At 55.1% G+C, this 26,585-nt stretch carries 16 protein-coding genes; 12 read left to right on the top strand and 4 right to left on the bottom strand.

Going from position 1 to position 26,585, the window contains the following annotated elements:
• The first annotated feature begins 83 nt into the window (after nt 1–83).
• Complete coding sequence (locus SH528x_RS05020) at nt 84–602, top strand: Uma2 family endonuclease (RefSeq protein ID WP_442509433.1); 519 nt, start codon at nt 84–86, stop codon at nt 600–602.
• A gap of 251 nt (nt 603–853) precedes the next feature.
• On the opposite strand, the gene SH528x_RS05015 is transcribed toward SH528x_RS05020, so the two are convergent.
• Nucleotides 854–2,122, bottom strand: coding sequence for an alginate O-acetyltransferase AlgX-related protein (locus SH528x_RS05015; RefSeq protein ID WP_442509432.1), 1,269 nt, complete (start codon nt 2,120–2,122; stop codon nt 854–856).
• A 322-nt stretch (nt 2,123–2,444) separates the two neighbouring features.
• On the opposite strand from SH528x_RS05015, the gene SH528x_RS05010 reads away from it, so the two are divergent.
• Nucleotides 2,445–10,268 carry a thioester reductase domain-containing protein gene (locus SH528x_RS05010; protein WP_442509431.1) on the top strand — a complete coding sequence of 2,608 codons (7,824 nt, stop codon included), beginning with the start codon at nt 2,445–2,447 and terminating at the stop codon, nt 10,266–10,268.
• Here the strand turns inward: SH528x_RS05010 and SH528x_RS05005 are convergent.
• The gene (locus tag SH528x_RS05005; RefSeq protein ID WP_442509430.1) at nt 10,227–11,555 is read right to left on the bottom strand and encodes a condensation domain-containing protein; all 1,329 of its coding nucleotides are present in this window, start codon (nt 11,553–11,555) and stop codon (nt 10,227–10,229) included. The two genes, SH528x_RS05010 and SH528x_RS05005, sit on opposite strands and share 42 nt — an antisense overlap.
• A 148-nt stretch (nt 11,556–11,703) precedes the next feature.
• Between SH528x_RS05005 and SH528x_RS05000 the strand changes: the two genes are divergently transcribed.
• The 4 genes from SH528x_RS05000 (at nt 11,704) to SH528x_RS04985 (ending at nt 17,457) form a co-directional block, all read left to right on the top strand.
• Nucleotides 11,704–12,912: a glycosyltransferase gene (locus SH528x_RS05000; RefSeq protein WP_442509429.1), complete on the top strand. Its 1,209-nt coding sequence runs from the start codon at nt 11,704–11,706 to the stop codon at nt 12,910–12,912.
• A 334-nt stretch (nt 12,913–13,246) separates the two neighbouring features.
• Nucleotides 13,247–15,157: a TolC family protein gene (locus tag SH528x_RS04995; RefSeq protein ID WP_442509428.1), complete on the top strand. Its 1,911-nt coding sequence runs from the start codon at nt 13,247–13,249 to the stop codon at nt 15,155–15,157.
• 205 nt (nt 15,158–15,362) lie between these two features.
• Nucleotides 15,363–16,502, top strand: a complete 1,140-nt coding sequence (locus tag SH528x_RS04990; RefSeq protein WP_442509427.1) for a glycosyltransferase — start codon at nt 15,363–15,365, stop codon at nt 16,500–16,502.
• A gap of 4 nt (nt 16,503–16,506) precedes the next feature.
• Nucleotides 16,507–17,457 carry a glycosyltransferase gene (locus SH528x_RS04985; protein WP_442509426.1) on the top strand — a complete coding sequence of 317 codons (951 nt, stop codon included), beginning with the start codon at nt 16,507–16,509 and terminating at the stop codon, nt 17,455–17,457.
• On the opposite strand, the gene SH528x_RS04980 is transcribed toward SH528x_RS04985, so the two are convergent.
• On the bottom strand, nt 17,417–18,280 hold the full coding sequence (locus tag SH528x_RS04980) for a sulfotransferase domain-containing protein (RefSeq protein ID WP_442509425.1): 864 nt from the start codon (nt 18,278–18,280) through the stop codon (nt 17,417–17,419). The two genes, SH528x_RS04985 and SH528x_RS04980, sit on opposite strands and share 41 nt — an antisense overlap.
• A 325-nt stretch (nt 18,281–18,605) precedes the next feature.
• On the opposite strand from SH528x_RS04980, the gene SH528x_RS04975 reads away from it, so the two are divergent.
• The 6 genes from SH528x_RS04975 (at nt 18,606) to SH528x_RS04950 (ending at nt 25,307) form a co-directional block, all read left to right on the top strand.
• Nucleotides 18,606–19,841, top strand: coding sequence for a glycosyltransferase (locus SH528x_RS04975; RefSeq protein WP_442509424.1), 1,236 nt, complete (start codon nt 18,606–18,608; stop codon nt 19,839–19,841).
• 128 nt (nt 19,842–19,969) lie between these two features.
• Entirely contained in the window at nt 19,970–21,286 is a 1,317-nt protein-coding gene (locus SH528x_RS04970) for a hypothetical protein (RefSeq protein ID WP_442509423.1), read from the top strand.
• A gap of 6 nt (nt 21,287–21,292) precedes the next feature.
• Complete coding sequence (locus tag SH528x_RS04965; protein ID WP_442509422.1) at nt 21,293–22,348, top strand: glycosyltransferase family 8 protein; 1,056 nt, start codon at nt 21,293–21,295, stop codon at nt 22,346–22,348.
• Nucleotides 22,349–22,350: 2 nt separating this feature from the next.
• Nucleotides 22,351–23,310, top strand: a complete 960-nt coding sequence (locus SH528x_RS04960) for a hypothetical protein (RefSeq protein ID WP_442509421.1) — start codon at nt 22,351–22,353, stop codon at nt 23,308–23,310.
• A 25-nt stretch (nt 23,311–23,335) separates the two neighbouring features.
• Entirely contained in the window at nt 23,336–24,628 is a 1,293-nt protein-coding gene (locus tag SH528x_RS04955) for a glycosyltransferase (RefSeq protein WP_442509420.1), read from the top strand.
• Nucleotides 24,629–24,632: 4 nt separating this feature from the next.
• The gene (locus tag SH528x_RS04950; RefSeq protein ID WP_442509419.1) at nt 24,633–25,307 is read left to right on the top strand and encodes a sulfotransferase; all 675 of its coding nucleotides are present in this window, start codon (nt 24,633–24,635) and stop codon (nt 25,305–25,307) included.
• A gap of 238 nt (nt 25,308–25,545) precedes the next feature.
• Here the strand turns inward: SH528x_RS04950 and SH528x_RS04945 are convergent, their stop codons facing one another.
• The gene (locus tag SH528x_RS04945; RefSeq protein ID WP_442509418.1) at nt 25,546–26,550 is read right to left on the bottom strand and encodes a glycosyltransferase; all 1,005 of its coding nucleotides are present in this window, start codon (nt 26,548–26,550) and stop codon (nt 25,546–25,548) included.
• Nucleotides 26,551–26,585: the final 35 nt, after the last annotated feature.

The following is a 26,585-nucleotide window of genomic DNA, read 5'->3' as shown; positions in this document are numbered from 1 at the left end:
AGCCGACAAAAATGCATGTGCGCTGCACACGCAGGCTGTTAGAATATGCCCAGTCACTCTGTTGTTCCTCGGGAGCCCATCGCTTGAGCACTGCACCACGCTACACGCTCGACGACTACAACCGCTGGGAAGGGGAGTGGGAGCTGATTGATGGTGTGGCGGTTTCGATGAGCCCGTCTCCGTTTGGACCATACGAGCGAGTGGTGTCGCGACTGTCCTTCGAGATCCTGTCTCAGTTAAAACTTCATAAGTGTTCTTGTGAGGTTTACACAAACTTGGATTGGATCGTGGACAACCACACGGTGATCCGTCCCGACTTGATGGTGGTTTGTGGCGAGCAACCCGAAAGACACCTGGAGCGGTCACCCGTGGTGATGGTGGAAGTGCTGTCCGAGTCCACTCGCGAGCGAGACTTGACGGTCAAGCGAACGCTTTGCCTGGAGAACGACGTTCCTCACTATTTGATCCTCGATCTGAGTGATCAGTCCATTCTGCATATCACCGGAAATGACGAAGCGGCAGTCGATGCAACGCAACCGTTATCGCTCCGTTTGGACAACCGATGCGAAATCGAATTGGATTGCCGAAAGCTGTTTCAGTAGGTTTGGATAATTCAGTGGTAGCGACGTTCGTCAAGACTTTCGTCCGAGCAGGCCGAAGCTCGTGGCAACCATCATCTCCGCTGCAAGGCCCTCACCCGGATGAGGCCTGAAGGGCCCATCCGACCTCTCCCCAGCTGGCGCTCGGGAGAGGTAACTCGTCAGCTACCACGTCTCCCAAACGCAGTTTAGGGAGAGGTCGAGCAGAGCCTTCAGCGATGCTCGGGTGAGGGCCGACCGAGCAAGCGTTCTCGCTACGAGAGGATTTGGTCGTAGGGTGCAAGGGCTGAGTCCGCCAACCATGCCTCGTCGGTACATACGCGATTTGCAATAGCATCCGCACGCTGTGCTGCCGAAAACTCGCTGATCTTTTTCTTCAGATGATCGCGTACGCTATAAGTCAGCAGCGGGACTCGGACAACAAATCGGGCGTTCGTTTGCACAACCAAATACTGTGGTTTTACTGCGGCAATCAAGTGCGGATCCAAGCTGCCAGCGGTGTGAACGAGTATCACACAGCCAAAAAGTCGGCTTGAATATTTCAGCATCGCATAACTCGACGACGATCCAAAGATCAAGCAGGTTTGATCCACCAAAGCGTCTGTATTTCGTGTGACAAAGATGCGGCCAAAGCTGCGCAAACCGTTGTCGTACACGATGTCATCACCAAGGTCGTAGGAATCGAGTCGCTGGGTCAGCGATGTCCGCGGAGGAGTCAGCTTGCAGCCTAAATCACCCACGATTTGCTCGCTGCGATAACGATCATTGGCGAACAAATTGACAACGTCTTGCGAGTCCAGACCAAGTGTTTTGGCAAGTTCCACTGCGGCGACCCTCGCCCCTTGATCACTCCAGTGGGTGTCGGTGACTAGAAACGCATCGTCCCCCAGTTCTTTCATCGCCGCAACCGGATGCACAACCAGTTCACGGGGCAGGACATCCGCAACTTGCTGCACCGGATTCTGGTCACCGGCCGCCAGGGGATGGTATTGCCCAAGCACACTTTCTTTCGCTGGAGCAATCAACAAGGCCACGGGAGCTTGGATCGTTCGGCCAAATCGCTGTAGCCCTTTTGTATACTTAACCCAAGATCGCAGGCCACGGCGGGTCAATTGCATCGCACCACTGTGCTGATCCATGCTGTGGTTGGTATCGTTGCCTAAAAACAACCATCCCGATTTTCCCTCCAGCACGCCGGACGACGGATTGGGTACGTTGCAAATTGCTTCGAAACGGACTTTGGCAAGTTTGACCTGTTGCTTCCCCAATCGCAGCGAAAGCTGAAAGGATGTCACATGATTCGGCACAACGAATTGAAACCCGCAACACCGCTGAGGATGATCCTCGGGATCTTGGTGAAATACATTCGCGATCACATCGGGCCGTGACACGTTCTGCGGATGCACTAGCTCAACTTGGGGCGTTAGTGACGCGACCACTTGGGGATCATCTGCGAGAGGCTGCAAGTCGGGATGGAGCAAGACCCATCCCTGCACCACCGTCCCTCGTGAAGATTGCTCCATCGGAGATTGTCTCACCTCGCAGGTCGCGGACATCTCTTCTCGCTCGTCACATGGGTCTGCAGGAGGCTTTTCCAAGGCCCAATCAAGGACCAATCCCTCACCCCACACGAGGTGGTGCCCCCATGAAAAACATCGACGAAAACGATTCAACGAGGCATTGTTAGTCACGTTATCTGATTAGCCCCCGCGTGTTATAGTTCAACCTCCCCACCACACGCAGTGCAAAAATACCAAAATGGTAATAGCGGAGGTACCAGGCACTATCGAGAGTCACGCTTGGTGCATTGCTGATTGATTCATTGAAACGCATGGATACTCGTCGATGACAGAACGGAACCAACCAACCCAACGAGAACCCTTAGCGTTGGTCGGTGTTGGCTGCCGATTCCCAGGGGGTGTGCGTGACACCGACTCGCTTTGGCAATTATTGGTCGACGGTCGCAGTGCGATCCGCGAGGTCCCGGACGATCGTTGGCACGTGGATCGATACCACCACCGCGATCCCGATGCGATTGCCCATATGGTCACGCGGCGAGGCGGCTTTGTCGATCAGCTCAAGCAGTTTGATCCTGCGTTTTGGGGCATCTCGCCACGCGAGGCGATGCGGATGGATCCGCAACAACGTTGGCTGCTAGAAACCGCTTGGGAAGCGTGCGAGGATGCAGGGATCGCGCCAAGCACATTGCGAGGCACATCTGTCGGCGTGTTCGTCGGGGCCGCCAGCCACGATTACGGTACTCTGCAACTCAACGATCTGGCGAACCTCGATGTGCACACCAATACCGGTGGCACGCTCAGCATCGCCGCGAATCGCATCTCGTACATGTTCGACTTCAAAGGCCCCAGCCTTGCCGTCGATACCGCCTGTTCCTCCGCATTGGTCGCCGTAGCGTTGGCGTGCCGTGCGATTTGGTCGGGCGAATGCGACGCCGCACTCGCCGGCGGCGTCAATGCATTGATCACCCCCAACACCAGTATTGGTTTCAGCAAAGCTTCGATGCTGTCCCCGTCGGGTGAGTGCTATGCATTCGACGCAAGAGCCAACGGTTATGTGCGAGGCGAAGGGGCAGGTTTGGTTCTGCTGAAACCATTGAGCCAAGCGATTCAACAGAACGACCGAATCTACGCGGTCTTGCGATCCGCCGTCGTTAACCAGGATGGTCAGACCTCTTCGATGACCGTACCCAGCGTCGCTGGCCAAAGCGAGATGCTTTCCGCGGCCTATCGCGAAGCAGGCGTGGCTCCCCAAGATGTCGCGTACATGGAAGCCCACGGCACCGGCACTCCGGTGGGTGACCCCATCGAAGCCGAAGCACTTGGACGAGTGTTGTCACAGGGCCGCGCCGATGACGACGTTTGCTACATGGGTTCGATCAAGACCAATATCGGACACCTCGAATGCGCATCGGGGGTCGCGGGACTGGTCAAGGCAGCATTGGTCTTGGACCGCAAACAAATCCCAGCCAACCGGAATTACGAGACGCCCAACGCGTCCATTCCACTGGATCGCTACCGATTGCAGGTCCCCACCGAATTGCGATCACTTCGGTCACTCAATGATCAACCGCCAATCGCGGCAGTCAACTCGTTTGGCTTCGGAGGCACTAACGCTCACGTCGTGCTGCAGGCGGCCCCGGATCGCGAGCACTCGCACGGTGATCGTGTAAGTGCAGAGCGACCTTTTGTGTTGCCAATCTCTGCACGCGATGAGTCGGCACTGCGAGAGTATGCCGAGCGTTATCGCCAGCGGCTCAAGACGATCGACGGTGACTTGGCTGACTTTTGCTATTCGGCTGCGGCTCGTAAGGAGCATTACAATCATCGTCTCACTGTGATCGGCAAAAATCCCCAGGAACTCCGACAACGCCTCGCTCAGTGGCTTGAGCACGGCGAGACAAGTGAGGGCATCGTGCCGGCCCATTCGGCAACCCTCTCGACGGCTCGCAGCGACGCCAACGTTTTTGTCTTCACCGGCCAGGGATCTCAGTGGTGCGGGATGGGGCAGAGTTTGATCAAGCGTGAACCGATCGTGCGAGAAACGCTCGAAGAAATCGATGGACTTTTTCAATCGCTGGCCGGTTGGTCGCTGCTGCGTGAAATGGAGCTTCCCGACCGCGAGTCGAACATCCAGCAAACCCGAGTGGCGCAGCCAGCGATCTTTGCGATCCAGGTCGCCCTGGTTCGGCTCTGGGCGTCGTGGGGAATTCGACCGGCCTCGGTGGTCGGACACAGCGTCGGTGAAGTGGCGGCGGCGTGGTACGCAGGCATCTATTCACTGCCCGATGCCGTAAGTCTGATCTACCATCGCAGCCGACTGCAAAACGAAACGGGTGGCGCGGGTCGCATGTTGGTTGCGGGCGTGTCGGCCATAGAAGCAAACGAATTCATCGGATCGGATGCCGACCGCGTCCAAGTCACTGCCGAAAACAGCCCGTCACTCGTGACGATTGGCGGCGATACCGAACCGCTCGAAGCGATTGGGGCTCGGCTTGAGAAAAACGGAAATTTCGTCCGTTGGCTAGGACTGGACTACGCGTTCCATACGCATCAGATGGATCCGATCCAAAACGATCTGCTCGAAGCGTTGGCGAACTTAGATCCTCAACCCGAAACGATCCCTTTCGTTTCGACTGTCACCGGCCAGCAATATTCTGGCAAACAGATGGACGCTGGTTATTGGTGGCGCAACGTGCGTGAGCCCGTGCGATTTGAATCGGCGATGGCAACACTGGCAGCCGATGGGGCAGCACGGTTCCTCGAAATAGGACCGCATCCATCGTTACGTGGTTCTATCGATGCCTGTTTGGTGGATCAAAAAGTCGACGCCACGATCGTTCATTCACTGACTCGCAAATCCGACGCGGCACTGGAACTAGCCACCAATCTTGCCAAGCTGGCCTTCGATGGAGTCGACGTCGATTGGTGCGCAGTCAATCAAAGTTCCGGCAAGTTCGTTCCCCAGCCCCACTACCCTTGGAACTACCAAGAGTATTGGTTGGATCAGGGGGACACCGCCCATCGGATCGATCCGCCACTGCATCCGTTTCTCGGTCAGCGACTAGACGTTGCCCAACCGACGTGGCAATTCCACCTCGATCCGCACCTGTTTCCCTATTTGCACGACCATCAAATTTGGAACGGCATTGTCTTTCCGGCTGCCGGGTATGCAGAGATCGGCATGGCGATCGCCGCCGAATTATTCCCCAACGATTCCTACGCTATCGAAGATCTCGAGTGCATCAGTGCGTTATTCGTATCCGACACGGCCATTCCTAAAGTCCAAGTGGTGTTCGACGAAAAAACCAAGTCGTTCCGTGTCCACAGCACGACGAGTACCGCAGCGTGGGAGATCCATGCGCAAGGCCGTTTGGTGGCGATTCCGTCGGCAAGTGAGTCGCAAACGATTGACCTGCAGGGACTTCGCAAACGTTTGCCAAGCAAAATCACGCATGATGATTTGTATCGTGATCTGCATGGCTTGGGCTATGGATTTGGAGGCGACTTTTCGTTAATCGACGAAGTATGGAGCGACGCGGAGGGAGCGGACGCGGGAACGTCCGGCCAGGAATCTCTCTCACGAATCATCGTCGCCGGTCGAGTTGCCGATGACACGTCGCGATACTGCATTCATCCCGCTGTGTTGGATGCGTGTTTCCAGGCAACGCACGGGACTCGCTATGTGGTTGGCCAAAACGTTTCTGGGCAAATCGAACATAACAACTGCATGTATCTGCCCGAGTCGATAGGGCGGGTGCAACGACACGCACAAGAAATTCCCGCAGAGCTATGGGCCCACGCAACTTGCTCGCGTGTCGATGGAACGTCCGTCGAATACTCGATTCGTGTGGTCGATGATAGCGGGAAACCTGTCGCGTCGATCTCTCGATTTCGTGTCGCCCGGGTCGACTCGCTGCACAATGGTGTCCATTTCAAAGATCATCTTTACCAATTCGGATGGCAGCCTCAGGAACTTTCGCGAACTCTGGCTAGCGACGTAGCGGTGGATGACAGATCGTCACCGGCCCCTTCGTTAGTTTTTGTGTTCGTCGACGAGAATGGGGTGGGTGAATCCGTTGCCGCAAAATTCCAGCAGCGAGGTGATCGTGTTATCTCGTTGCGACGGGGCTCCGCATTTGAACGAACCAACGAAAACGAGTTCAGATTGACTGATGGAACCGCTAGCGAAATAGAACGCGTATTCGCAGAGGCGGGACTCGGCGACTCGAAACTAGCAAAGATCGTTCACTGCTGGACGCTCGATCACAAAGCAAAAATCGTCCACGACGAGCAACTGCTTGCCGAACAGCGATCGGGAGTGTTCAGTGCACTACAGCTTTCTCACGCATTGAACGGGACGAATCTCGCCACAAATCCTCGCGTTTATTTCGTCACCCGCTCGGCGACTAGCATTCACGAATCCGACCCGCTGACGGGTCTGGCCGCGTCGCCTTTGACCGGGTTTTGCCGCGTCGCAAATAACGAATCAAACCAATTTCAGTGGACTCTCGTTGATCTCGAATCAAAGCCTAGTGATTCTGAGATTGACGACTTGGTTGACGAGATTGCAAGCGACAACGACGAACGTGAAGTCGCCCTGCGTGAGGACCAGCGTTTCGTCAATCGACTGCAGCGAGTGACGCTGGACCAGATCCCGCAGCGGCGAAGCAAAGCAGTGCTTAAAAACGGTCAGACTGCTGCGTTCAAGCTGCAGATGACCAAGGCGGGTGTTTTGGAGCAGTTGACGCTGAACGAAACCCACCGACGTTCGCCTGGTCCTGATGAGATCGAAATTCGTGTGAGGGCCGGGGGAATCAATTTCCGAGACGTCATGAAAGCGTTGGGAATGTACCCTGGCACGACCGAGGACTTGCTTTGGTTTGGCGACGATTTCTCGGGTATCGTCGTCGCGACCGGAGCGAATGTGAACGACATCCAGTGCGGAGACTGCGTCTCGGGCATTGCTCCGTATGCGTTTCGAAGTCACATCACCGTAGATCACCGGCTGGCGTTCAAACATCCCACGAACCTGTCGTTTGAACAAGCGACCACGCTGCCCACCGTGTTTATGACAACGCACTTTGCGATTAAACATGTTGCTCGCATGCAGCAGGGTGAAAAGATCTTGATCCATGCAGCTGCGGGCGGGATTGGCCAAGCGGCGATTCAAGTGGCTCAGCACTTGGGACTGGAGATTTTTGCCACCGCGGGCAGCGATGAAAAACGGGACATGCTCAAAGCGATGGGAGTGCGTCATGTAATGAATTCGCGAACGGTCCAGTTTGCGGATCAAATCATAGATTTGACCGCAGGCGAAGGCGTCGATGCGGTACTGAATTCACTGGCGGGGGAATTTGTCCCAAAAAGTCTGTCGGTGCTCGCTCCGCTGGGCCGATTCTTAGAGATCGGCAAGATCGATGTCTACGAGAACTCCAAACTGGGCTTGGCAGCGTTCAAGAACAACATCTCGTACCATATGATCGATCTGGCTCAAATCATCGCCCAAAAGCCTGGCCGGATTGCGTCCATCCTTGCCGAGTTGTCGTCGCTATTTGACTCGGGCACCTACCGCCCGTTGCCTCACAAAGTCTTCCCGATCGAAGAAGCTGTCGACGCGTTTCGGTACATGGCGCAAGGACAACACACCGGCAAGAATGTATTGTCATTTCCTGCGGATCAAACGGCTGCGTCTGCATTGTCGATCGGGCCTTGTACCGAGGATGGGCAGCTGCTCCGCGCGGATGCCAGCTACCTGATCACCGGTGGCGCGGGTGGTTTTGGATGGGAGATCGCCAAATGGATGATTCGCCAGGGCGCACGCCACGTGGTGTTGATCAGCCGCAGCGGCCCCAGCGAAGATGCCGCCATCGAAATCGAGTCGTTGCGTGCCGAGGGCGTCACGATCCAAGATGTCCGTGGCGACGCAACCAAGCGAGAAGATGTCGAGCGTGTGATAAAGCAAATTCACGCCGAGAGTCCGGCACTTAAAGGTGTGGTTCATGCAGCCATGGTGCTCGACGATGCCTTCATTGCCGATTTGAACGAAGAACGTTTTGCGAAAGTTTTGTATCCCAAAATGCTTGGGGCCTGGAATCTTCATCATTTCACACGCGACATAGCACTTGATCACTTCATCTGTTTCTCGTCGTTTTCAAACGTGGTGGGAGCAACAAAGCAAGCGAATTACAACGCCGGGAATAGCTTTCTTGACGCACTGGCGCATCATCGACGAGCGAGCGGTTTGCCGGCTCTGACGCTGAACTGGGGCGCGCTGCTGGATGCGGGATTCGTCGCTCGAAACAACAAAACCGCCGAGTATTTGGATGGTGTTGGGCTGAAAGCGTTCCGCATAAGTGAAGCACTTGATGTGTTCGCAGAAATGATTCTTCGCGACACCGCCTTAGTCGGTGCGGGACGGGTCGACTGGAAACAATTGAGTAAGGTAAGCGATGCCGTCGCGACACTGCCGATGTATGAGTCCGTCCGACAGGACATGACACCCAATCCATCGAACTCAGGCTTGCAATCGCAGCTTCGCAGTGCATCGCAACATGAGCGACTCGAGATTTTATGTGACTTCGTGGCAAGCCAAGTTGCGGGCGTGTTTGGCATCGAATCAGCAAACGTTGACCGAGAAACATCACTGGCGCAAGTCGGAATTGATTCGTTAATGGCGGTCGAACTGATCAATCGCATCGAAACTGCGGCGGGAACGCGAATCCCAATGAATCGCATTCTCCGTGGACCGAGTGTACGAGAACTCAGTCACGTGATCCTGGAATTGATGTCGGAATTCGATGAATCCGAAAAGGACACTCCCAGCAAACCAGCAATCGAAGAAAGTGCGTTGGTCGGCGACCGGATCGATTTCCATCGTGAAGCCCAACTCGATCCCTCGATCATTCCCAGTGGAATCGAGGTGGACGTCGACTCATCGCCTCGCGTGCTGCTGACCGGAGCAACAGGATTCCTCGGAGCTCATCTACTGCATGAGTTGTTAGGCACTACCACATCGCAGGTTGTCTGCATGGTCCGTGCCGAAAACGAAATCGCAGGGAAGCGGCGGATCGCTGAGAATCTTTTCAAATATGGCCTGCAGCATGAATATCTCGATGACAGGGTCCGTGTCCTCATCAGCGATTTTTCACAGCCGCGACTCGGACTTTCCGAGGAGCATTTCGATCGTTTGGCTGACTCCGTCGATGTGATCTATCACAACGGCGCCAACGTGAATTTGCTTCTGCCTTACCAGTCGCTCAAGTCAGATAACGTTGACGGCACGCGTGAATTGTTGCGTCTGGCTTGTCGAGGCAAGCAAAAGCCAATGCATTATGTTTCGACATTCACAGTGCATGCGACCGAAGCGAACCGTGGACGCACGATTACCGAATCCGACGCACTGCCGCGATGCGAGGATTTGTTGTACGGATATTCCCAAACCAAATGGGTCACCGAACGGATGCTCGAAGAGGCGAGAAGACGTGGGTTGCCCGTAACGATCTATCGCCCGGGACATGTGACAGGGCACAGCGAGACCGGAATTGCCAATGTCGACGATCTGCTGCATCAAATAGTCCGAGCTTGCTTATTGGTCGGCGCAGCCCCGTTTCGCGATTTCGAACTTGATGTGACGCCCGTCGACTTTGTCTCCAAGGCGATCGTATACCTGGCTCAGCAAAAACAGAATCGGGGAAATATCTTTCATCTGACGAACCCTCATCCGCTGACCGCAGACGCACTGGCGGATTGGATGCGTGACGGCGGGGCCAATGTCCAATGGATTGACATCGAACCGTGGCGAGAGCGATTGGCTGACTTAGCCAAGCAAACTGATGAATCGGCAGAGGGATTGAACGTACTCGCCGATATCATGATGCCCCGGTTAGCCACACCAGATAATCGTGGGATTCACGGTCGCTTCGACTGCCAACAGACACTCGATGCCTTGTTGGAAAGCGGAATCCAATGTGCGGCGGCAGATGCCCGCTTGATCTCGATATGCCACGGTTACCTGCAAAAAACGAGCAAACTTCAGCGGATCAACGCCCCGCAGATCAACGCCCCGCGAATTGACGGCAGCTCGGATTCGAAATCACATAACCCGCGATTAAATACTCTGATTCAAGCGGGCAACGAAAAGGTTCATTAACGATTTCGACTGCGGTGCGGTCACGAATTGAGCGTCGTAGTGCAGATTGAGCTTCAGACGATGGGCATATTCGAAAGTGAGCATCGTCACGCAATTGTAGGGGCGTAGCGGCGCAAGGCCGTCGATATCGTGGAGCACTAAATCCGCGACTTGCAGACAACCGTCGATGCGAGGCAATGGGCAGCGCCGCGTCATTTTTCCCGTGTTGGAAAAAATCACCGACAACTTGCACTTGTCCTGCTGCACCGAGCGTCTTAACGCTCCCGGAATCCTGTCCAGCACTTCCAAGAACAACAGGAACGTGAACCGCAATTGAAACTTTTTGATGACTTCCATTTCGTCATGAATTCCCTGAAGCAGCTGATCGCGATCCACGGTGTCCTTGCCGCGACGATCGAGAAAAACAGAGCTGACATTGTTCATCGCGGGCAGCGAACGATAGGACGAATCTCGCATATTCATGGGGACCATCATCCGCACCCAATGCGGATCGTTGTATTGGCCAAGTTCTTTCTGCCAGTCCCATAACGCAAGAAAGAAATCACGCACTAGCAACTCATGGAGGGTCACGTTTTGTTCGTTCGCGACGTTTCGCAAGGCAAGTGTTTGCGTTTTATCAAGCCGAAAGCTTGTGAGCGATGGGGATGTCGCCGTCGATTCGGTTTTGCGGTGACGGGCATCATGAGCGAGCAACGGTTTGGGCTGGCGTCCAAAAAACTGGATCGCACCGATCAGCCCCACCATTTGACTCGGCAACAGTTTGAGCAGCCCGCCAAGACGAAGTCCGTAGGAACCACGCGATGCCAGTCGGCTGGGATTCACCGCCCTAGCATCGCTGTCTATTTCATTGCCCGTTCGGATGTGGGCGTAACGAACGAGGAGATCGTCAATAAATCGTTCCATTCCCGCGCCATCGCAGCAAGCATGATGGAACTGGAACGTGACCTCGACATTCGAAGGCCCCTGCACGATATAGATCTTCACTCCACTCTCACGCCGCAGATCAATTGGTTTCGCTCGAGAGATCGGACCTCCTGCTTCACCTTCGCTCCACAGCAACTCGGGTTCGACCGCGTCCGCGAACGACCAGCTTTTACGCCAGCCCGACGTGACGGTGGCCCTCAACAGCGGATGGTACTGCAATGTGCGCTGCAATGCAGTCACAAAGGTCTCGCGGTCGAGTCGTCCGTGGAAATGCAGCCGAACGAAGCAGTGGCAGGGATAAGCCGGAGAATCCTGCAGCAACATACATCGTTCGAATGGCGTTAAAGGTAACGTCTTTGACATCGAGGATCGGTGACCTGCACGTCTACGAAAACCGGCAGTATACTCATCAGCCATGTTACCGACGACGGTCCTCGATCTCGTTTTCTCGCCGCCAACCTCCTCGACAACCAAGAGTGCTTTTTCTGTGACGATTACGGAGGCCATCTGCTTGACCGTTATTCTGATCGTCGCGATCCAGACGGGGTTTACGTTGGCGTTTGCCGCGATCATGTTCCGCAAACGGCCCCCGGCGGATCCCGCATATACTCCCAAAGCCGCGATCCTACTGTGTCTTCGCGGAGCCGATCCGTTTTTAGGGCAATGTATCACCCGACTTTTGGATCAGGATTATCCCGACTACAAATTGCACGTCGTCGTCGACAGCCCTGAGGATCCATCGCAATCGATCTTGCGTCCGTTCGAATCTAACTCGCGATTACGCGTCAGCGTCTTGAAAGATCCCGCCGAGAGCTGCAGCTTGAAGTGCAGCAGTATCGTCCAGGCAGTGCGAGAGCTCGATCCGTCGTTCGAGGTGATTGCGATGTGCGATGCCGATTCCACTCCGCATCGCACTTGGTTGGCCGAGCTTGTCGCTCCGCTCGCATGCGACAAAGTAGGGGTGACGACAGGCAATCGATGGTACGATCCGCCGCACGCGTCCGGCGGATCGATCGTGCGTTACCTTTGGAACGTGCCGACATCGATCAACATGATCCTGCTGCGGATCGCTTGGGGAGGCAGTCTGGCGATTCGGCGTCGAGTGATCGACGAAACAGGCTTGCTTGAAAAATGGTCCTGGGCACTTTGCGAAGACACGATGCTGTTTAGCGTTTTGCGTCGGCAGGGTTACCGTCAAGTGTTTGTGCCAAGCGTGCTGATGGTCAACCGCGAATCATGTACGTTTGACGATCTGATGCAGTGGATCCCGCGTCAATTGCTGACCGCAAAGCTTTACCATCCTTCCTGGCCGGCAACGGTGGGTTATGGCATCATCTCAGTGATTGTTCCTTTCCTTGCAGCGGTGTTGGCCATCACAGGCATGGTCCGATCGGACGCGGATGCCATCCGCACGGCCCTGATCGTCTTCGTTAGTTTTGAGCTCTCCAATCTACTGCTCGTTGGACTATGCCAGTGGGCTGCAAGTCGCCAAATCCCGGGCGGCCGAGTGACGCCAAAATCGTTCGGGCTAACATCATGGCTGATGCTGCCTGTTTGGATCGTGTTCGCTCAACTCGTCACCCCTCTCACCTTTATTAAGTGCTTCTTGACCAAGACGATCTCATGGCGAGGAATCGAGTATGGAATTCGAGGCCGTCAGATTCAGCGTGGAACCTATTCGCCGTACCGCGAGTCAGCGAAGGACACTCAATCGCTTTAATCAATGTGAGCCGACGGCGCGAGCCGCGGGCCGGTCAACATTGAATGAACCATGCCCGCGGCTAGCGGGCTGTCGGTTTAATCGAAATGCAAATGGTTGTGGTGAGCCGTGGGCCGTGAGGCACCGGGTAAATGCGTGGAACCCGGCCGCTCACGCGTCACGGCTCACAGAATGATCGGCCTACACCAAACGACCTGCTTCAACCGTTAAAGTTTGCGGGTTAGGCGACTCGGTCCGGTGGCGACGATGATCGTGATACGCTGCCCCTACCATTCCGATGAAAGTTAAAGCTTGACTACCACGCGTGACCTACTGACTGTCCGATTCACCGCCGATGCATGTCCATTCGCCAACCCAATTAACTCGTTGCGCGGCGGCTTTAACGCTGATCTCGCTGGCGGTGGCATGGGTTTCTGGATGTCGGTCGCCCCCCGTTCGCCCGTTCGCGAAAGCGGGACTTGATAAAAACGCTGTAGCCAATGCGGATTCGCCAGCAAAAACGGCGAGTGAATCGCTCTTACAAACAGTTTCGTATTCCGAGCCGACTCTGTCATTCCAAGCCGAAAGCTTTTTGGCAGCTAACGCAGCGCGAGTCCCGCCAACCGCCGATCAGTTCGACAGTTTAACGCCATGGCCTCTGTCGCTTGACGAGGCCGTCATGATCGCGCTGGACAACAGCCCGGTGATCCGTGACCGTGGCGGTCGCGTTTTGACGTTTCCCGATGCAGTACGGACCACGCTTGATCCCGCCGTATTAAAGAGCGATCCGAATCTCGGCATCGACGCGAGCTTATCCGCATTCGATACTCAATTCGAGACAGGGTTGCTCTACAATGGCGGCGGCAGTTCGGTCAATTCTGCATTCTCCAGTGGCCAATTTGGGGTCTTCGCACAACCCGAAACGCTGGCAAAAATGGGAGTCGGACGCGTCCTGCGGTCGGGCACAAAGGTGTCCGTCGGTGGCGTCGGCGGCTATGACGAGGAACTCGCTGGCGGCTTTTACGCTGCCTATGGAGCCGAAGCACGACACCCGTTGATGCGCGGCGCGGGAACGCAATTCAACCAAATCGCCGGCCCGCTGGCGAAGCCTGGTATGTACCGCGGGGTGCTGATCTCGCAGCTCGAACACAATCAAGCACGGCTTGAAGTCGAACAATCGGTGTCCGAATTGGTCCGCGATGTCGCGATCGTTTACTGGGAGTTGTTCTTCGCCTATCAAAACCTCGAGGCGAAACAAACGGCATTGGACAACGCTCGCAAAGCGTGGGAACGGGAACAGCAGCGAGTAGCCCAAAACGTCAGCCCGGCGGACGTCGAGGCGCTGGCACGCCAGCAGTACTATTCTGCCGAAGCCGGTGTCCGCAACGCGATCTGCGGCACAACTCCAGGCCAAACCGGCGTGTACAACGTTGAACTAAAGTTGCGAACGTTGTTGGCGCTTCCCACGACCGACGATCGCCTAATCCATCCCGTCGGACCACCGCTGGAAGCGTCGCTTCGTTTTGATTGGCAAGAAAGTGATGCACTCGCCCAAACCAACCGAATCGAACTTCGCAAGCAGCAGTCCGAGATCAATAAACGCGTCTTGGAACTGAAGGCCGCCCGGAACCTGCAACGCCCTCAAGTCGATTTGATCGGCAAGTATCGTCGGCTGGCGGACGATCCCTCTACCGACACCGCCTTGTTCAGTCAAGCATTACAAGGATGGCAAGTTGGAATCGAATACAGTCGGCCGGTCATGAACCGACGCGAGAACGCAGCAGTACACAACGCACACCTGCAACTCTCTCGGGCACGAGCGATTGCCGAGGAACAACGCCGGCACATCACATCGGAACTGCGTGCTGCCTTTATCGAGCTCGACCGGGCCTATGGTGCAATGAATTCGATGGCACAAAGTCGCGACGCGTCACGGATTCGATTGAATGCCCAATCAGAGCGTCATGCCGCAGGCGACGTGCATGTGGAAGAAGTGCTGGAAGCCCAGGTCCGTGCGACACAAGCCGAAACGCAGTTCCAACGCAGTTTGGTCGACTACAACTTGGCGTTTATTAAAGTGCACCACGCACGCGGCACGCTACTGAGCGTAATGGGAGTTGGGTTCGGTGCCCCCACGATCAACGAGTGTCGGTTTGCGTTGAATTCACCGTCGGTGTTCGCAAGTCCCGAAGACTTGAAAATGGATGACTCTGAGATGCGAACCGCAACCACCCCTTTGCCAGAGTCATCGATCACGCCACGATAGTGCAAGTGTCGTTGATCGCTCCGCGATCTTGGCGTGTGATCGCGGGGGACGTGCGATTCTATTACCGAGGTAGCGGAACTCGTCAAGAGTTTCGACCATCCTGGAAAACGAAAGTCTTGACGACTTCCGCTACGACCAAACCCGTCATTTAATTGAATCGCACGTCCGGAGCGATCAACGACTTTGGTTCATTGGACTGTGTAAGGTGAAAATCGGTTTCTATTCGACGATGACGGGAATGCCATGGGGCGGCAGCGAAGTGCTGTGGTCGGGCGTGGCTCACCAACTGCTTGAAAACGATATCCAAGTCACGGTGAACTACCGCTGGTGGGAACAGACACCTCAGGAACTAGAGCATTTGCGAACCGCGGGCGCCACCGTCTGGCCACGCCGAGATCCGACTTGGCGATCGTGGCCGTATCGCTTGAAATCACCGCTGAACCTCGAGCAAGAAACAAGCCATCTGCGACGTTGGCTGGCCCGCGAAAACCCCGATTTCGTGCTGGTTATCCTCGGCTATCATCTCAATGCGGTCACTCCCGCGGCGGAATTAATTCGCCGCCAAATTCCTTACGCGATCAACGTCCAATCCGCCAGCACCGAGTCGTTGGACGCCATCTATCTCGACGAATTCCAAACGGCCTATACCAATGCGGAAAAGGTGTTTTTCGTTTCGCAAGAGAACCTCGACCGTGTTGAAACCAACCTCGCCATCGAGCTGGATAATACAGAGATCATCGACAACCCGTTTAATGTCGCTTGGCATGCAAACCCTGCTTGGCCCACAGACAACGAGGGGTTGCGACTGGCCTGTGTTGGCCGAATTCATTTCACTTCGAAAGGTCAAGACTTGCTGATCCACGTATTGAAGCAAGACAAGTGGCGTGATCGAAATCTATCGATTCGGCTGTTCGGAGATTCACAAGGCAATCGCACACAGATGGAGTGTTTGATTGAGCGTTACGGTCTGCAATCTCACATTCAATTAGCAGGTTACTCGGATAACATCGAAGATGTTTGGGCGAACCATCATGGCTTGATTCTTCCCTCGCGTTTCGAAGGGGCCGCATTGGCTGTGGTGGAAACGATGCTCTGTAATCGGATCTGTATTACCACCGATGTCGGACGCAACCGCGAACTGATTGATGACGGTGAGACGGGGTTCATCGCGGCAGCGGCGACTGTCGAGCTACTCGACGCTGCACTGGAAGCCGCTTGGCAAAAACGAAACGACTGGCAAGCGATGGGGGAACTCGCAGGCACGCGGATTCGCCAGCGATACAGCCAGGACCCCGTCGCCGACTTTTACAATACGATCACTCAGTTAGCTTCCAACCCCAGGTGATTTGTTGCTTCATCCCGAGTCACCCGAGTCACCGCAGCGAATCAAGATCAGCGTTGCCATTTGCACATGGAACCGGTCCCGGTTACTGCGCCGCACCTTGGAACGACTGTGCGAAATCAACGTAGACGATCGCTTCACATGGGAGCTGATCCTCGTCAACAACAACTCGACCGACGATACCCAGCAAGTCATCGACGGATTCTCGGATTCGCTGCCGATCGTGTCGCTCTTTGAGTCGGTCCAAGGCCACTCGGCAAGCCGAAATTGTGCGATTGCTGCTGCAAGCGGCGACTACATCGTCTGGACCGACAATGACGTATTGGTCGGTAGCGATTGGCTGGTGTCGTACTGCGACGCGTTTACGACTGAGCCTGACGTGGCATACTTTGGCGGCCAGATTGAGCCATGGTTCGAACCGCCCGGTTGCCCCGATTGGATGGAAGCGACTTGGGAGAAATGCAAATCGGTCTACGCCGCACGCGACTTGGGTGAGCAACCGGTCGAACTCAGTGAACACCGCCTCCCTTACGGAGCGAACTTTGCGATACGCACGGATGTGCAACGCGAAAATCTTTACGACCCGACGCTCGGCCGAGTTCATTCCGGCATGCTCGGGGAAGACGAGACGCATGTCTTAAAACGCATCGCTCGCGCTGGCGAAACCGGTCGCTGGGTCCCTCGTGCCAAGGTCCAACATATCATTCCCGCCGACCGAGCCACGGAACGTTACGTGCGGTCCTATTTTGTGGGCCAGGGGCAAGCCAATGTGATGTTTGGCAAGCAGAGTCGAAACTGGATGGGAGCCCTGCGAGACGCAGCCTTTGAGTCGTTGCTGTACCGAATCAAACGCCACCGCAAAGCCCCCGATGAATGGGTTTCACATATGATCGGGGCAAGTATTTCATGGGGCGAATTCAAGATGCTTTCCCTGAAACCAAACTCAACGCCTCGCTAGCCTCTTCCGTGAACCAAGCGAGTTGCTCGGCGGTAAAATACTCTCGCCACGTACCGGCACGTCCTCGGCGGTAAAAATCGTCCGGCCGGTTGGTATCGTCGTTGCCAAATCCCGGCTGGGTCAATGAAGTCAATGGACTCGCCTTTGCCGCAGACAGACCGAGAAATTGGTAAATCTCATTTCGATATTTCAGCGTATCCGTCTGCAGATCCTCATAGCGGATCCAGTAGTAGGGGAGATCGATCTCGCCCCGATCGGCCGACTGCATCATTTGAAAATCATCGACGATCGCCGCGTTCCACTGCGAAGCGAACTCACGCACGACGGTCTCGCACGCCAACAGCTCTTGTTTGTTCTGCTCAAAATAGTTGGGATCGGCCTTGAACCGCTGCAGGTTTTCTTGCATCCGTGGCCCTGCATTGAAGTTGTAGTTCAGCGTGTGGTACGCCCAACTGACCACGGCATCGCGTCCATCCCGGGTGATGTAGAGTTGTCGGACGCCCGGGACAAACGTCGAGCGAAGCGAACATGGTGTCCGGTCGCCGCACCATCGCTTGTTGCCACAAACATCGCGGATCAAATGTTTCACCATCTGGTAGAAAGCGTCCTCGAGGAATGCTGATTGCTTCTCGCGACTCAAAATTCCCCAGGGAGCAGTCTGAATGGCGCGCACACTGTCGAACAGAGGACGCAAGTGAAATTCACCCGTGCAGGCGATCTGAGGATGCAGATTCATCAGATTGCAAAGCCAATTGGTTCCCGATTTGGCGTAGCCTCGAATGAAGAAAACGTCCGCAGGGGGCGAGCGAAAAAGGTTTCTCATTTAATTCGATTCGCCTACCCTTGTTAGCAACCGATGGGTACCTTGGCCGATGCGTAAGAAGGTCAACATGAGTCATCCCACACAATGATCTGAGCCGACGGCGCTAGCCGCGGGCATGTTTCCTGCAATATCGACGGGCCCGCGGCTAGCGCCGTCGGCTCACCAAAGGATCGACGTTTCACCGGTTTATACCGAACGACCTGCGTAGAAGCCTATCGTCTTCCATTTTTTGCGGCAACCATGCAGCCCCCGTGCGGCAGACTGCCCGAAAGATTCCTTGACAGCTCATGTGCCCCGCTACTCTCCGATAAAAATTCGTTCACTGATGAAAACCATTCTGATCGTTACCGACCAACCGTTTTGGCGGCGCGAGAATGGGGCGCAACAGCGAACATGGTCGCTGCTGCAATGTCTGCGGCGAAACGGCTTCCAGTTGAAGGTTTTCTTTTTGGTCACTATGACCGCTTCGGACGATGCAATCTGCCGCGAATCCGAGTTGCAGATTGTGAAGTTCAACCCGGATGGAACGCGTTTACGCGACCGGTTGTCGACCATTGTCCGGAAGGTACTTCGAAGGCTTGGGAAATCAGAACCGCCAACAAGCGATGTCGCGACATCATCGACCTTCACCCCCGCGACGCTGAAAACCTATCGTTGGCCGCACGCCCCGTTGCAGTTCAAGTCGCTGGTTGCATCGCTACAGCCCGACTTTGTCTTGAGCGTCTATGTGGTCTGGTCCAATCTGCTCGATGACTTTCCAGTCAGGCAACGAAGTTTTCGAGCTTTCGTCGACACGCACGATTTGCTTCATGTGCGTCAGCAACAGTTTTGCGAACATGACGAAGCCCATTGGATTGCAATCTCGAAGGAAGAGGAATCAGCGGCGCTGCAGAAGTTTGACTTGATTATTGCCACTCAAGCGGTGGAAGCCGAAACGATTCGCTCGATGGCGTCGCAAAGCGATGTCGTCGTGGTGGGGCATCATGCGGAACTGCCTGCGGCCCCACTGGGCTTCGATTCTTCCACCGTTTCCGATTCTGCCACGACTCGAATGGGCTTCATTGGATCCAACAACGCTGCCAACGTCGACGGGATTCGTTGGTTCTTACAGCACTGTTGGGACGAAATCCATCGCACCACCGGTGCCGAGTTGTTGATTGCAGGAACGGTCGAAAAAGGATTGAGCTCACAACGGATTTGCGACCAAGCGGGGGTGCAAATGTTGGGTTTGATCCCTCGCATCGAGGACTTCTATGCCCAGATTGAGTTTGCGATCAATCCGGTTCGCTTTGGCAGCGGGATCAAAATCAAATCGATCGAGTCGCTCTGTTTCGGCAAGCCGCTGGTGACCCACTCGCACAACACGCACGGTTTGTCCGTTGCCGCCATCGATAGCATGATCGTCGCGGACGATGCGGACGGTTTTGAGCAGGGGTGTGTTCGCTTAATTCACGACCGCGACTTGCGAAGCGAGATGACGACGCGAGTTCGCAAGGTCCGTGATAGCGAACTCAGCGAGGATTCGGTCTATGCGGACTTGCTGGCCTGGCTGCGACGATGATCGAGTCAATCGCGTCCCACTTGATCGGTTTTGCTCGATAGGCGATAGTTGCTGTAACAAAAAACGACTTGATCGACTGCGAATTTTGATCAAGACGCGACGCATTACCCCTCACGGACGGGCCCGCGGTGGCAACGGGAACAATCTTTTATGTGGGAACCGAACCAGAAGTAGCGCATCACGCGCGGCCGCTGGTGCAACGAGTGCCGATTCGCATCGCACCGCCTGATGTGGTGACCCAAGAGGCCCGGCCTGGCGACTTGGCCATTTTCTTTTCGGAACACTTCGAGCGATTCCGCACCGCCATCCACGATCTGAAACGCCGAAACGTGGCGACGCTTTATGCGATTGACGGCATCTTGGAGTGGCGGAACGCTTGGCAGAACCGCGAAACGGAACCAGCTTGCCCGTGGACAATGCGGCCCATTCTCTGTCACAAGGCGGCATGTATCGGAGCCTCGCAAGCGAGAACGCTGTCCGCGTGGGGCAACGCCGACAAGCTGGAAGTCGTCGGCATTCCTCGCCTGGATCACCTTCGTCCCAAATCCTCGCCCGAGGATCAAGACTCGCCGGAATATCGATCCGACCAACCGCTGCGTCTGCTGGTGATGACCGCCAAATGGCCGGGATTCACCGAATCACAGCGTCAGCAGATCGCCCAATCGCTCATCGATGTCAAAGATTGGGCACAACGCACCGGCACGGTTGGTAACCGGCCGATCGAATTGATCTGGCGATTGACTGGGGGAATGGACCGCGTCGTTGGCGTCGAGAACGAGCTTCGGGATACCCAGGGCGAGGACTTGATCACTGCGCTTCGCCGAGCCGATGCGACGTTGACGACGCCTTCGACGGCCCAGCTTGAATCGATGTTGATCGGCAAACCTACCGCGATCTTGGATTACACCAACAGCCCGCTGTATGTGGACGCCGCTTGGCGAGTCACGTGCAAAGATCAACTCGACAGCACGCTTTCGCAACTGCGAAATCCGCCCGCCGAGCGAATGCATTTGCAGAACAGCGTGCTTGCCGATTCCTTGCAACACGATGTCAGCGCCACCGACCGCATGCTGATGCTGATCAACGCAATGTGCGACCATGCAGCCGCAATGGCAGAGCAACCGCAACCGCTGCAGTTCCCACCGGCGTTGTTGCCACCGCTGAGCAACACAACGCCGCTGCTGTGTGCAGAATCGATTTTCCCCGAGCGTGCCGCTGCTACGCTGAACGACACCGGCATGTTGCCGATCGAATTGGCGGATGCACAACGCGAAATCCAATTGCTCCGTGGGACAATCCAACAACTGCAATCCGAGCTCGGGGAAGCCCACCAAATTTTTGACACGATCCGAAGTCATCCAATTGCGGGCCCCGTGGTTCGCACGCGAGAAAAAATCCTGCAATGGGTTTCCAAATCAAAAGCCAGTGGCACGGATGCAACTTAGCGAACGATGAAACAGTTCCCCCAATCTCTTACCGAGAATCGATCGCCCGAATCACAATACGTGAAACGGATCGATGTGGTATGCGCTGCGGACGATGCCTACGTGATGCCGCTGGCGGTAACCTTAAAAAGTGCCTGTCGTCATCTCGCCGCTGGAGTCCAAATTCGTTTGTTCTTGCTGACAGGTGAAATCGCTGACGAAAACTGGTCGCTGCTTGAGCAAACACTTTATGGCGAACCAATCGAAATCCATCCCATCAAGCCTGACTTGAATATCGTTTCCGATCTCTCGATTTCGCATCACATTTCGCACACCGCCTACTTTCGGCTACTCACCGCCGAACTGGTTCCAAGCGACGTCACCAAAGCGATCTATTTGGACTGCGACCTGTTCATAAAGGAGGACATTACGAGTCTTTGGGATCTGCCGATCGAGCAACACTACTGCCTTGCCACCGCCGACGCAGCGTGTCCCTTTATTGACGCCAAGAAAGGATGCGAGAACTACCGCCTCGCCAACCCCTACATGGCGACGTTGCGGCCGATTCCCAACTATCGCCCATTGGGTCTGGATGGTGCAGCGGAGTATTTCAACAGCGGCGTGATGGTGTTGAACATTCAGCGTTGGCGTGATGAGAACGTGGCCGAACGGCTACTGAAAATCCTGCGTGACAATCAAAATCATGTATGGTGCTGGGATCAATACGCGTTGAACGTGCTCTGCCACGGCCAATGGGGCCGTTTTGAACCACGCTGGAATCAGGGCGCCCACGTCTTTGAATATCCAACAGCCGCCCATGCGCCGATCGATCGTCAACAGTGGATCGAAATGAAAACCAACCCCGCGATTGTGCACTTCACGACAGAGTTTAAACCATGGCAAGCGGGATCGAATCATCCTCGAAGCGAAGTGTTTTACGAGGGACTCGCCGATACCGCGTGGCACGATTGGCGTCCCCCCAAACCCAATCCAAGTTTTCAACATTGGTTCAATCGGCGAATGGTCAATGTGATCAAAAAAACAACCGTCACGTCTCGTAAAATCGCATCGGTGTGGGCTTAGTGATGAATTCAATGCTTGTCACAGCGAAGACGAAAAAGAGGCGAGTCGATGCGCCGCTGTTGACGTTGTTCACTGTGCTGAAACCGTTCGAAGGCGAAGCCGACGCACACCAACGCAACGCGATCGCCAGCTGGAGGGCACTCGAGCCGCAAGTCGAGATTATTCTGTTTTCGGATTCGGACATTCCCGCCGACATTCACGTCAAATCCCAATGCCATCACATCAGCAAAACAAACGAGCACGGCACTCCGCTGCTGGATGATGTTTTCCGCATCGCCGCGTCACAGGGGCGAGGGGCAGTAAGAGCGTTCGTTAACGCTGATATCATTTTGGACCAGCGATTCGTTCTTGCCGCGGATCAATTGATGCAATCTGAATGGAAGTCCTGGCTTGCGATTGGACAACGCACCGAGTTAGAAATGCCCGCCGATGTCGATCACGACAACGACGATTGGATCGCCGACTGTTTTCAAAGAATCGAGTCCGATGGGACTGGCGCTTCGATCGTCTGCAAAGACTATTTCGTATTCCCCGTCGACCTGTACCAAGACATTCCCCCTTTTGCAATCGGCCGAGGCAACTGGGACAATTGGATGGTCTGGCACAGCAAGAGCGCTCGAATTCCCGTCGTGGACCTCAGCAAGGTCGCCCCGGTAATCCACCAAAAACATGGCTACTCACACGTGTCGGGCGGCCGCTTGTCGGTGTATGTCAGTGGCCCGGAAGCCCGCGAAAACCAACGACTTGCCGGCGGCCGAAACTTGCTGTCAGGAAGTACGCCCGATTGGCGAATGGACGATAGAGGAGTCCACAAGATCCAGTTTGCGACGCTGCAGTTTGGCAAAGACTTATTCCGTTTCGCGTTGCTACTAGGCAGCATGGTCGGATTGTCGTTGATCGCTCCGCGATCAAACGTGTTGGATCGCAGAGCGATCCACGACACTCACTCACCGGGCCGTTAACGTCGTTGTCCTTTTTATTGAACGCATGATTTCCTTCACCCAATTCGCGATATTGATCGGCTCGACGCTTTTCGTCTGGTCGCTGGTGCACTTTGCCGTGGCTTGGTTCTTTGACGCCCAAATCGTTCGCATGCGGATTGCGGTATCCGATAACGCCTCCGCTTGCACCTTTGCCCCCAAAGCTTCCGTGCTGATGTCGTTGCGTGGGCGCGACCCACGGCTACAGTTAAATTTGCAAAGTTTGCTCAACCAAGCATACGACGACTTTGAGATCATCGTGGTGATCGACAGTCGCCAAGATCCTGCTTGGCAAGTGACTCAAGAGGTCAAATTGACCGACGACGCTGCCGACCGCTTGAAGATCCTTGAGTTACAGGAGCCCTCGTCGACATGCAGTCTAAAATGCAGTTCCTTAATTCAAGCGGCACAGCAAATCCGCCGCGATAGTGAAGTGGTGGTCCTGGTTGACGCCGACGTCGTCCCCCATCGACATTGGCTACGTGATGCAGTGCGACCGCTGGTGAATCCCAAAATAGGTGTCGCCACAGGAAACCAATGGTACGCTCCCGATGGCATCGACGCCGGTTCGCTGCTACGAAGCATTTGGAATTCGGGTGCGATTGCCGCTACAGCGATCAATGCCAACCCATGGGCGGGTACGTGTGCGATGCGACTATCCGATCTGAAACGATCGGGGCTGATTGAAATATGGATGACCTCAGTCGTCGATGATGGGCCGATCAAATCGGCATTCGATCGACTTGGACTAAAAGTCTACTTTGACCCCAGATTGATTATGGTGAATCGAGACCCGTGCACGACGGCCTTCGCCGGACGGTATGTGACTCGGATGTTAACGTGGTCCCGGATTTATGAGAAAACGTTTATCAACACCGTGGTTCACGCGGTTGCGATGGTGGCGCTGCTGGCAACCTCGCTGGCGGTTTTCCTGATCGCCTTGATGACCAAGAACGCTATCGCGGCCTCGTCGATGGGATTGTCGATGCTGTTATCCAATCTTGTCATGTTCGCCGGATTCCGATCCACCGAGCGTGCGGTCAGCCACGCGATTCGCTGTCGCAGTAGTGACAACCATTTAGCGCCGATGGGATTAGCGAAGTCGATACGAGTGTTCGTGTTGATTCCGGTCTGCCAGGTGGCTCACGTGTACTGGACGATCAAGGCGATCTTTACACGCCAAGCACACTGGCGAAACATCACCTACCGTTTGCTTCCACAGCAGCGGGTGGAAATGGTTGCCTACCAACCTTACATCCCAGAGCAGCGCATCTCCACGGCAACCCAGCGGTCGATTTAAATTGATGCATGAGCCAATCTTAATTTGCGGTTGTCCGGGATCAGGCACCAGTTTGTTGGCAAAGATGCTGAGACACTGCGGTGTGTTTTTGGGGGCGGATGCAGGTCCGATGAAAGATCGCAAGTTTCATGAATCCGCTAGTTTCCGAGACGCAAACAATCAAATATTGTCCTCGACGATCGACTTTCCACATGCACCAAAAGGAGTCGTGCAATTTCGCAATCACAACGATCGAATGTCCGCGAATCTCGACACGATTCTGCGATCGATCGATGTCGAAGCAATCCAACAGCGGTTCTGGGCGGGCGAAAACCGAGACCAGCCTTGGGGATGGAAGGATCCTCGTAATTCAGCTACTGCCTTAGTTTGGAAATCGCTTTTCCCAGGCTTACGAATACTGATGCTCGAGAGAAAATGGCGTGAGAGCGTCGCAGCCGAGCAAGCGAATAGCCTCGCTGGCGAGTGGTTCCGTAAGCAATCGTGTGCCGACATCCACCGCCTTTACCAAAACCCGGTTGGCATTGATCGAGCCGACATCATCTCCGTCGACTTCGATCGTTTGATCACAAGCAGCGACGAGTTAAATGCAACGCTGAAGGCCCTCGGCTTGGAACATCGAGGCGTCGAGGATTTCCAGGATTTCGCAGTCAAGGTCGGTCTAGAATCCCCGTCGCAGTGAAGAGGGCGGACTGGCTTAAATCCAGTGCCTGGCCGCTGATGCTTTGTCCAGAATGGATGTTAGGGTAGCGGAAGTTTTAATCTGGATAAAACGCGAGTTCGTCTCCTTGCGATTCTTAATCATAATCTTACTCTTAATCCTAATCTTCTCTGGGGGTCTCTGGTCCAGCGAGGCTTGCGCAGACGGGATTAAGAGTAAGATTATGATTAAGACTTGCTTGATTTAGGACGAGTTGGGGCTACTCTTTGCGGGGTCCGGGCAACGACGTATAGATATCCGACTGAATCAACCTTTGGATGAAAGTCTCGGTGGACCACAAATGTGCTTTGCGTCGCTGCAGATACGCGGCGGTTTCTTGGATCAGTTCATTGTTTCGCAACTTGACCGCAGCTTCCCTCAAATCTTCGAAGTAAAAGGGATAGTCGTCCCCGAGATATTCTCGCACCGCGGGCAGCGGATTTGTAAGCACCGGCGTGCCACGGGCAATGCATTCGACAATCGAATTATTTGCATTGGCCTCCCACAATCCGACAAGCATGATGTTCTTGGAAAGCAAATCGTCGAACGCTTCGTTGGATAGTCGCGGAGGACACTTCACGTGAACCCACCGCCGCTTTCGTCCCCCCTCACACCCAACCGCATGTCGATGATCAAAGTCGCCGCCGGTCAACCACATTCGGCGAAATCCTCGGACAGGCATATCGTAGATCGGATAAAACCGTCTCAGCCAACATCCTAACTGGACGAGCGTTTTTCGCCGGTTGGCTTCGTACGCCTGATACGAAAACTGCGGCACCGCCAGCTCCGTCGGAAGGCGAAGCACTTCGATGGGGACGGTCAAGCGATCGCGAAGTTGAAACGCCACGTGTTCGGAGAGCGTGAAAATCCCTCGGCAATTCGGCAGACTCAAACTCAAATTGGGATGGTAGTTCAACAGAAATTCAAGATCCGAGCGTCCACCGTGCACCGCAGCCATGTGCGGCGGCGCCTGAAAAGTTTGATGAGCCACTCCGATCCATGATTTGCGGAAGGGGCCGATTTGAAACAGCGCATCTTCGAGCTCGCCAAAAAATAAACACTCGCCCTCAGGATGAAGCAGCTGCTCGGACACGACGGCCTGCACATTGCCCCATCCGCTGCGGTGATGAGCCCACCGCACCGTGATTGGCGAAGTCAAACGCCGATCGGACACGCACGTCCGTGGAGCTTGCGACGCGTCGTTATCATTGCGTGATTGTGTCATGGAGCCGATAAAACGATTGGGTGCAGTGAGTTTTG

The sequence above is a fragment of the Novipirellula methanifontis genome (assembly GCF_052161655.1).
Classification (GTDB): domain Bacteria; phylum Planctomycetota; class Planctomycetia; order Pirellulales; family Pirellulaceae; genus Novipirellula.
The sequence above is the reverse complement of the archived record's forward strand: the minus strand, read 5'-3'. Positions and strand labels throughout refer to the sequence as shown.

Bases quoted from the DNA above. Each gene is read 5' to 3' on its own strand.
- SH528x_RS04950 (WP_442509419.1), top strand. From the start codon at position 24,633: ATGCATGAGCCAATCTTAATTTGCGGTTGTCCGGGATCAGGCACCAGT.
- SH528x_RS05010 (WP_442509431.1), top strand. From the start codon at position 2,445: ATGACAGAACGGAACCAACCAACCCAACGAGAACCCTTAGCGTTGGTC.
- SH528x_RS04975 (WP_442509424.1), top strand. From the start codon at position 18,606: ATGAAAACCATTCTGATCGTTACCGACCAACCGTTTTGGCGGCGCGAG.
- SH528x_RS05015 (WP_442509432.1), bottom strand. From the start codon at position 2,122: ATGGAGCAATCTTCACGAGGGACGGTGGTGCAGGGATGGGTCTTGCTC.
- SH528x_RS04980 (WP_442509425.1), bottom strand. From the start codon at position 18,280: ATGAGAAACCTTTTTCGCTCGCCCCCTGCGGACGTTTTCTTCATTCGA.
- SH528x_RS05005 (WP_442509430.1), bottom strand. From the start codon at position 11,555: ATGTCAAAGACGTTACCTTTAACGCCATTCGAACGATGTATGTTGCTG.
- SH528x_RS04965 (WP_442509422.1), top strand. From the start codon at position 21,293: ATGAAACAGTTCCCCCAATCTCTTACCGAGAATCGATCGCCCGAATCA.
- SH528x_RS04945 (WP_442509418.1), bottom strand. From the start codon at position 26,550: ATGACACAATCACGCAATGATAACGACGCGTCGCAAGCTCCACGGACG.
- SH528x_RS04995 (WP_442509428.1), top strand. From the start codon at position 13,247: ATGCATGTCCATTCGCCAACCCAATTAACTCGTTGCGCGGCGGCTTTA.
- SH528x_RS04955 (WP_442509420.1), top strand. From the start codon at position 23,336: ATGATTTCCTTCACCCAATTCGCGATATTGATCGGCTCGACGCTTTTC.
- SH528x_RS04960 (WP_442509421.1), top strand. From the start codon at position 22,351: ATGAATTCAATGCTTGTCACAGCGAAGACGAAAAAGAGGCGAGTCGAT.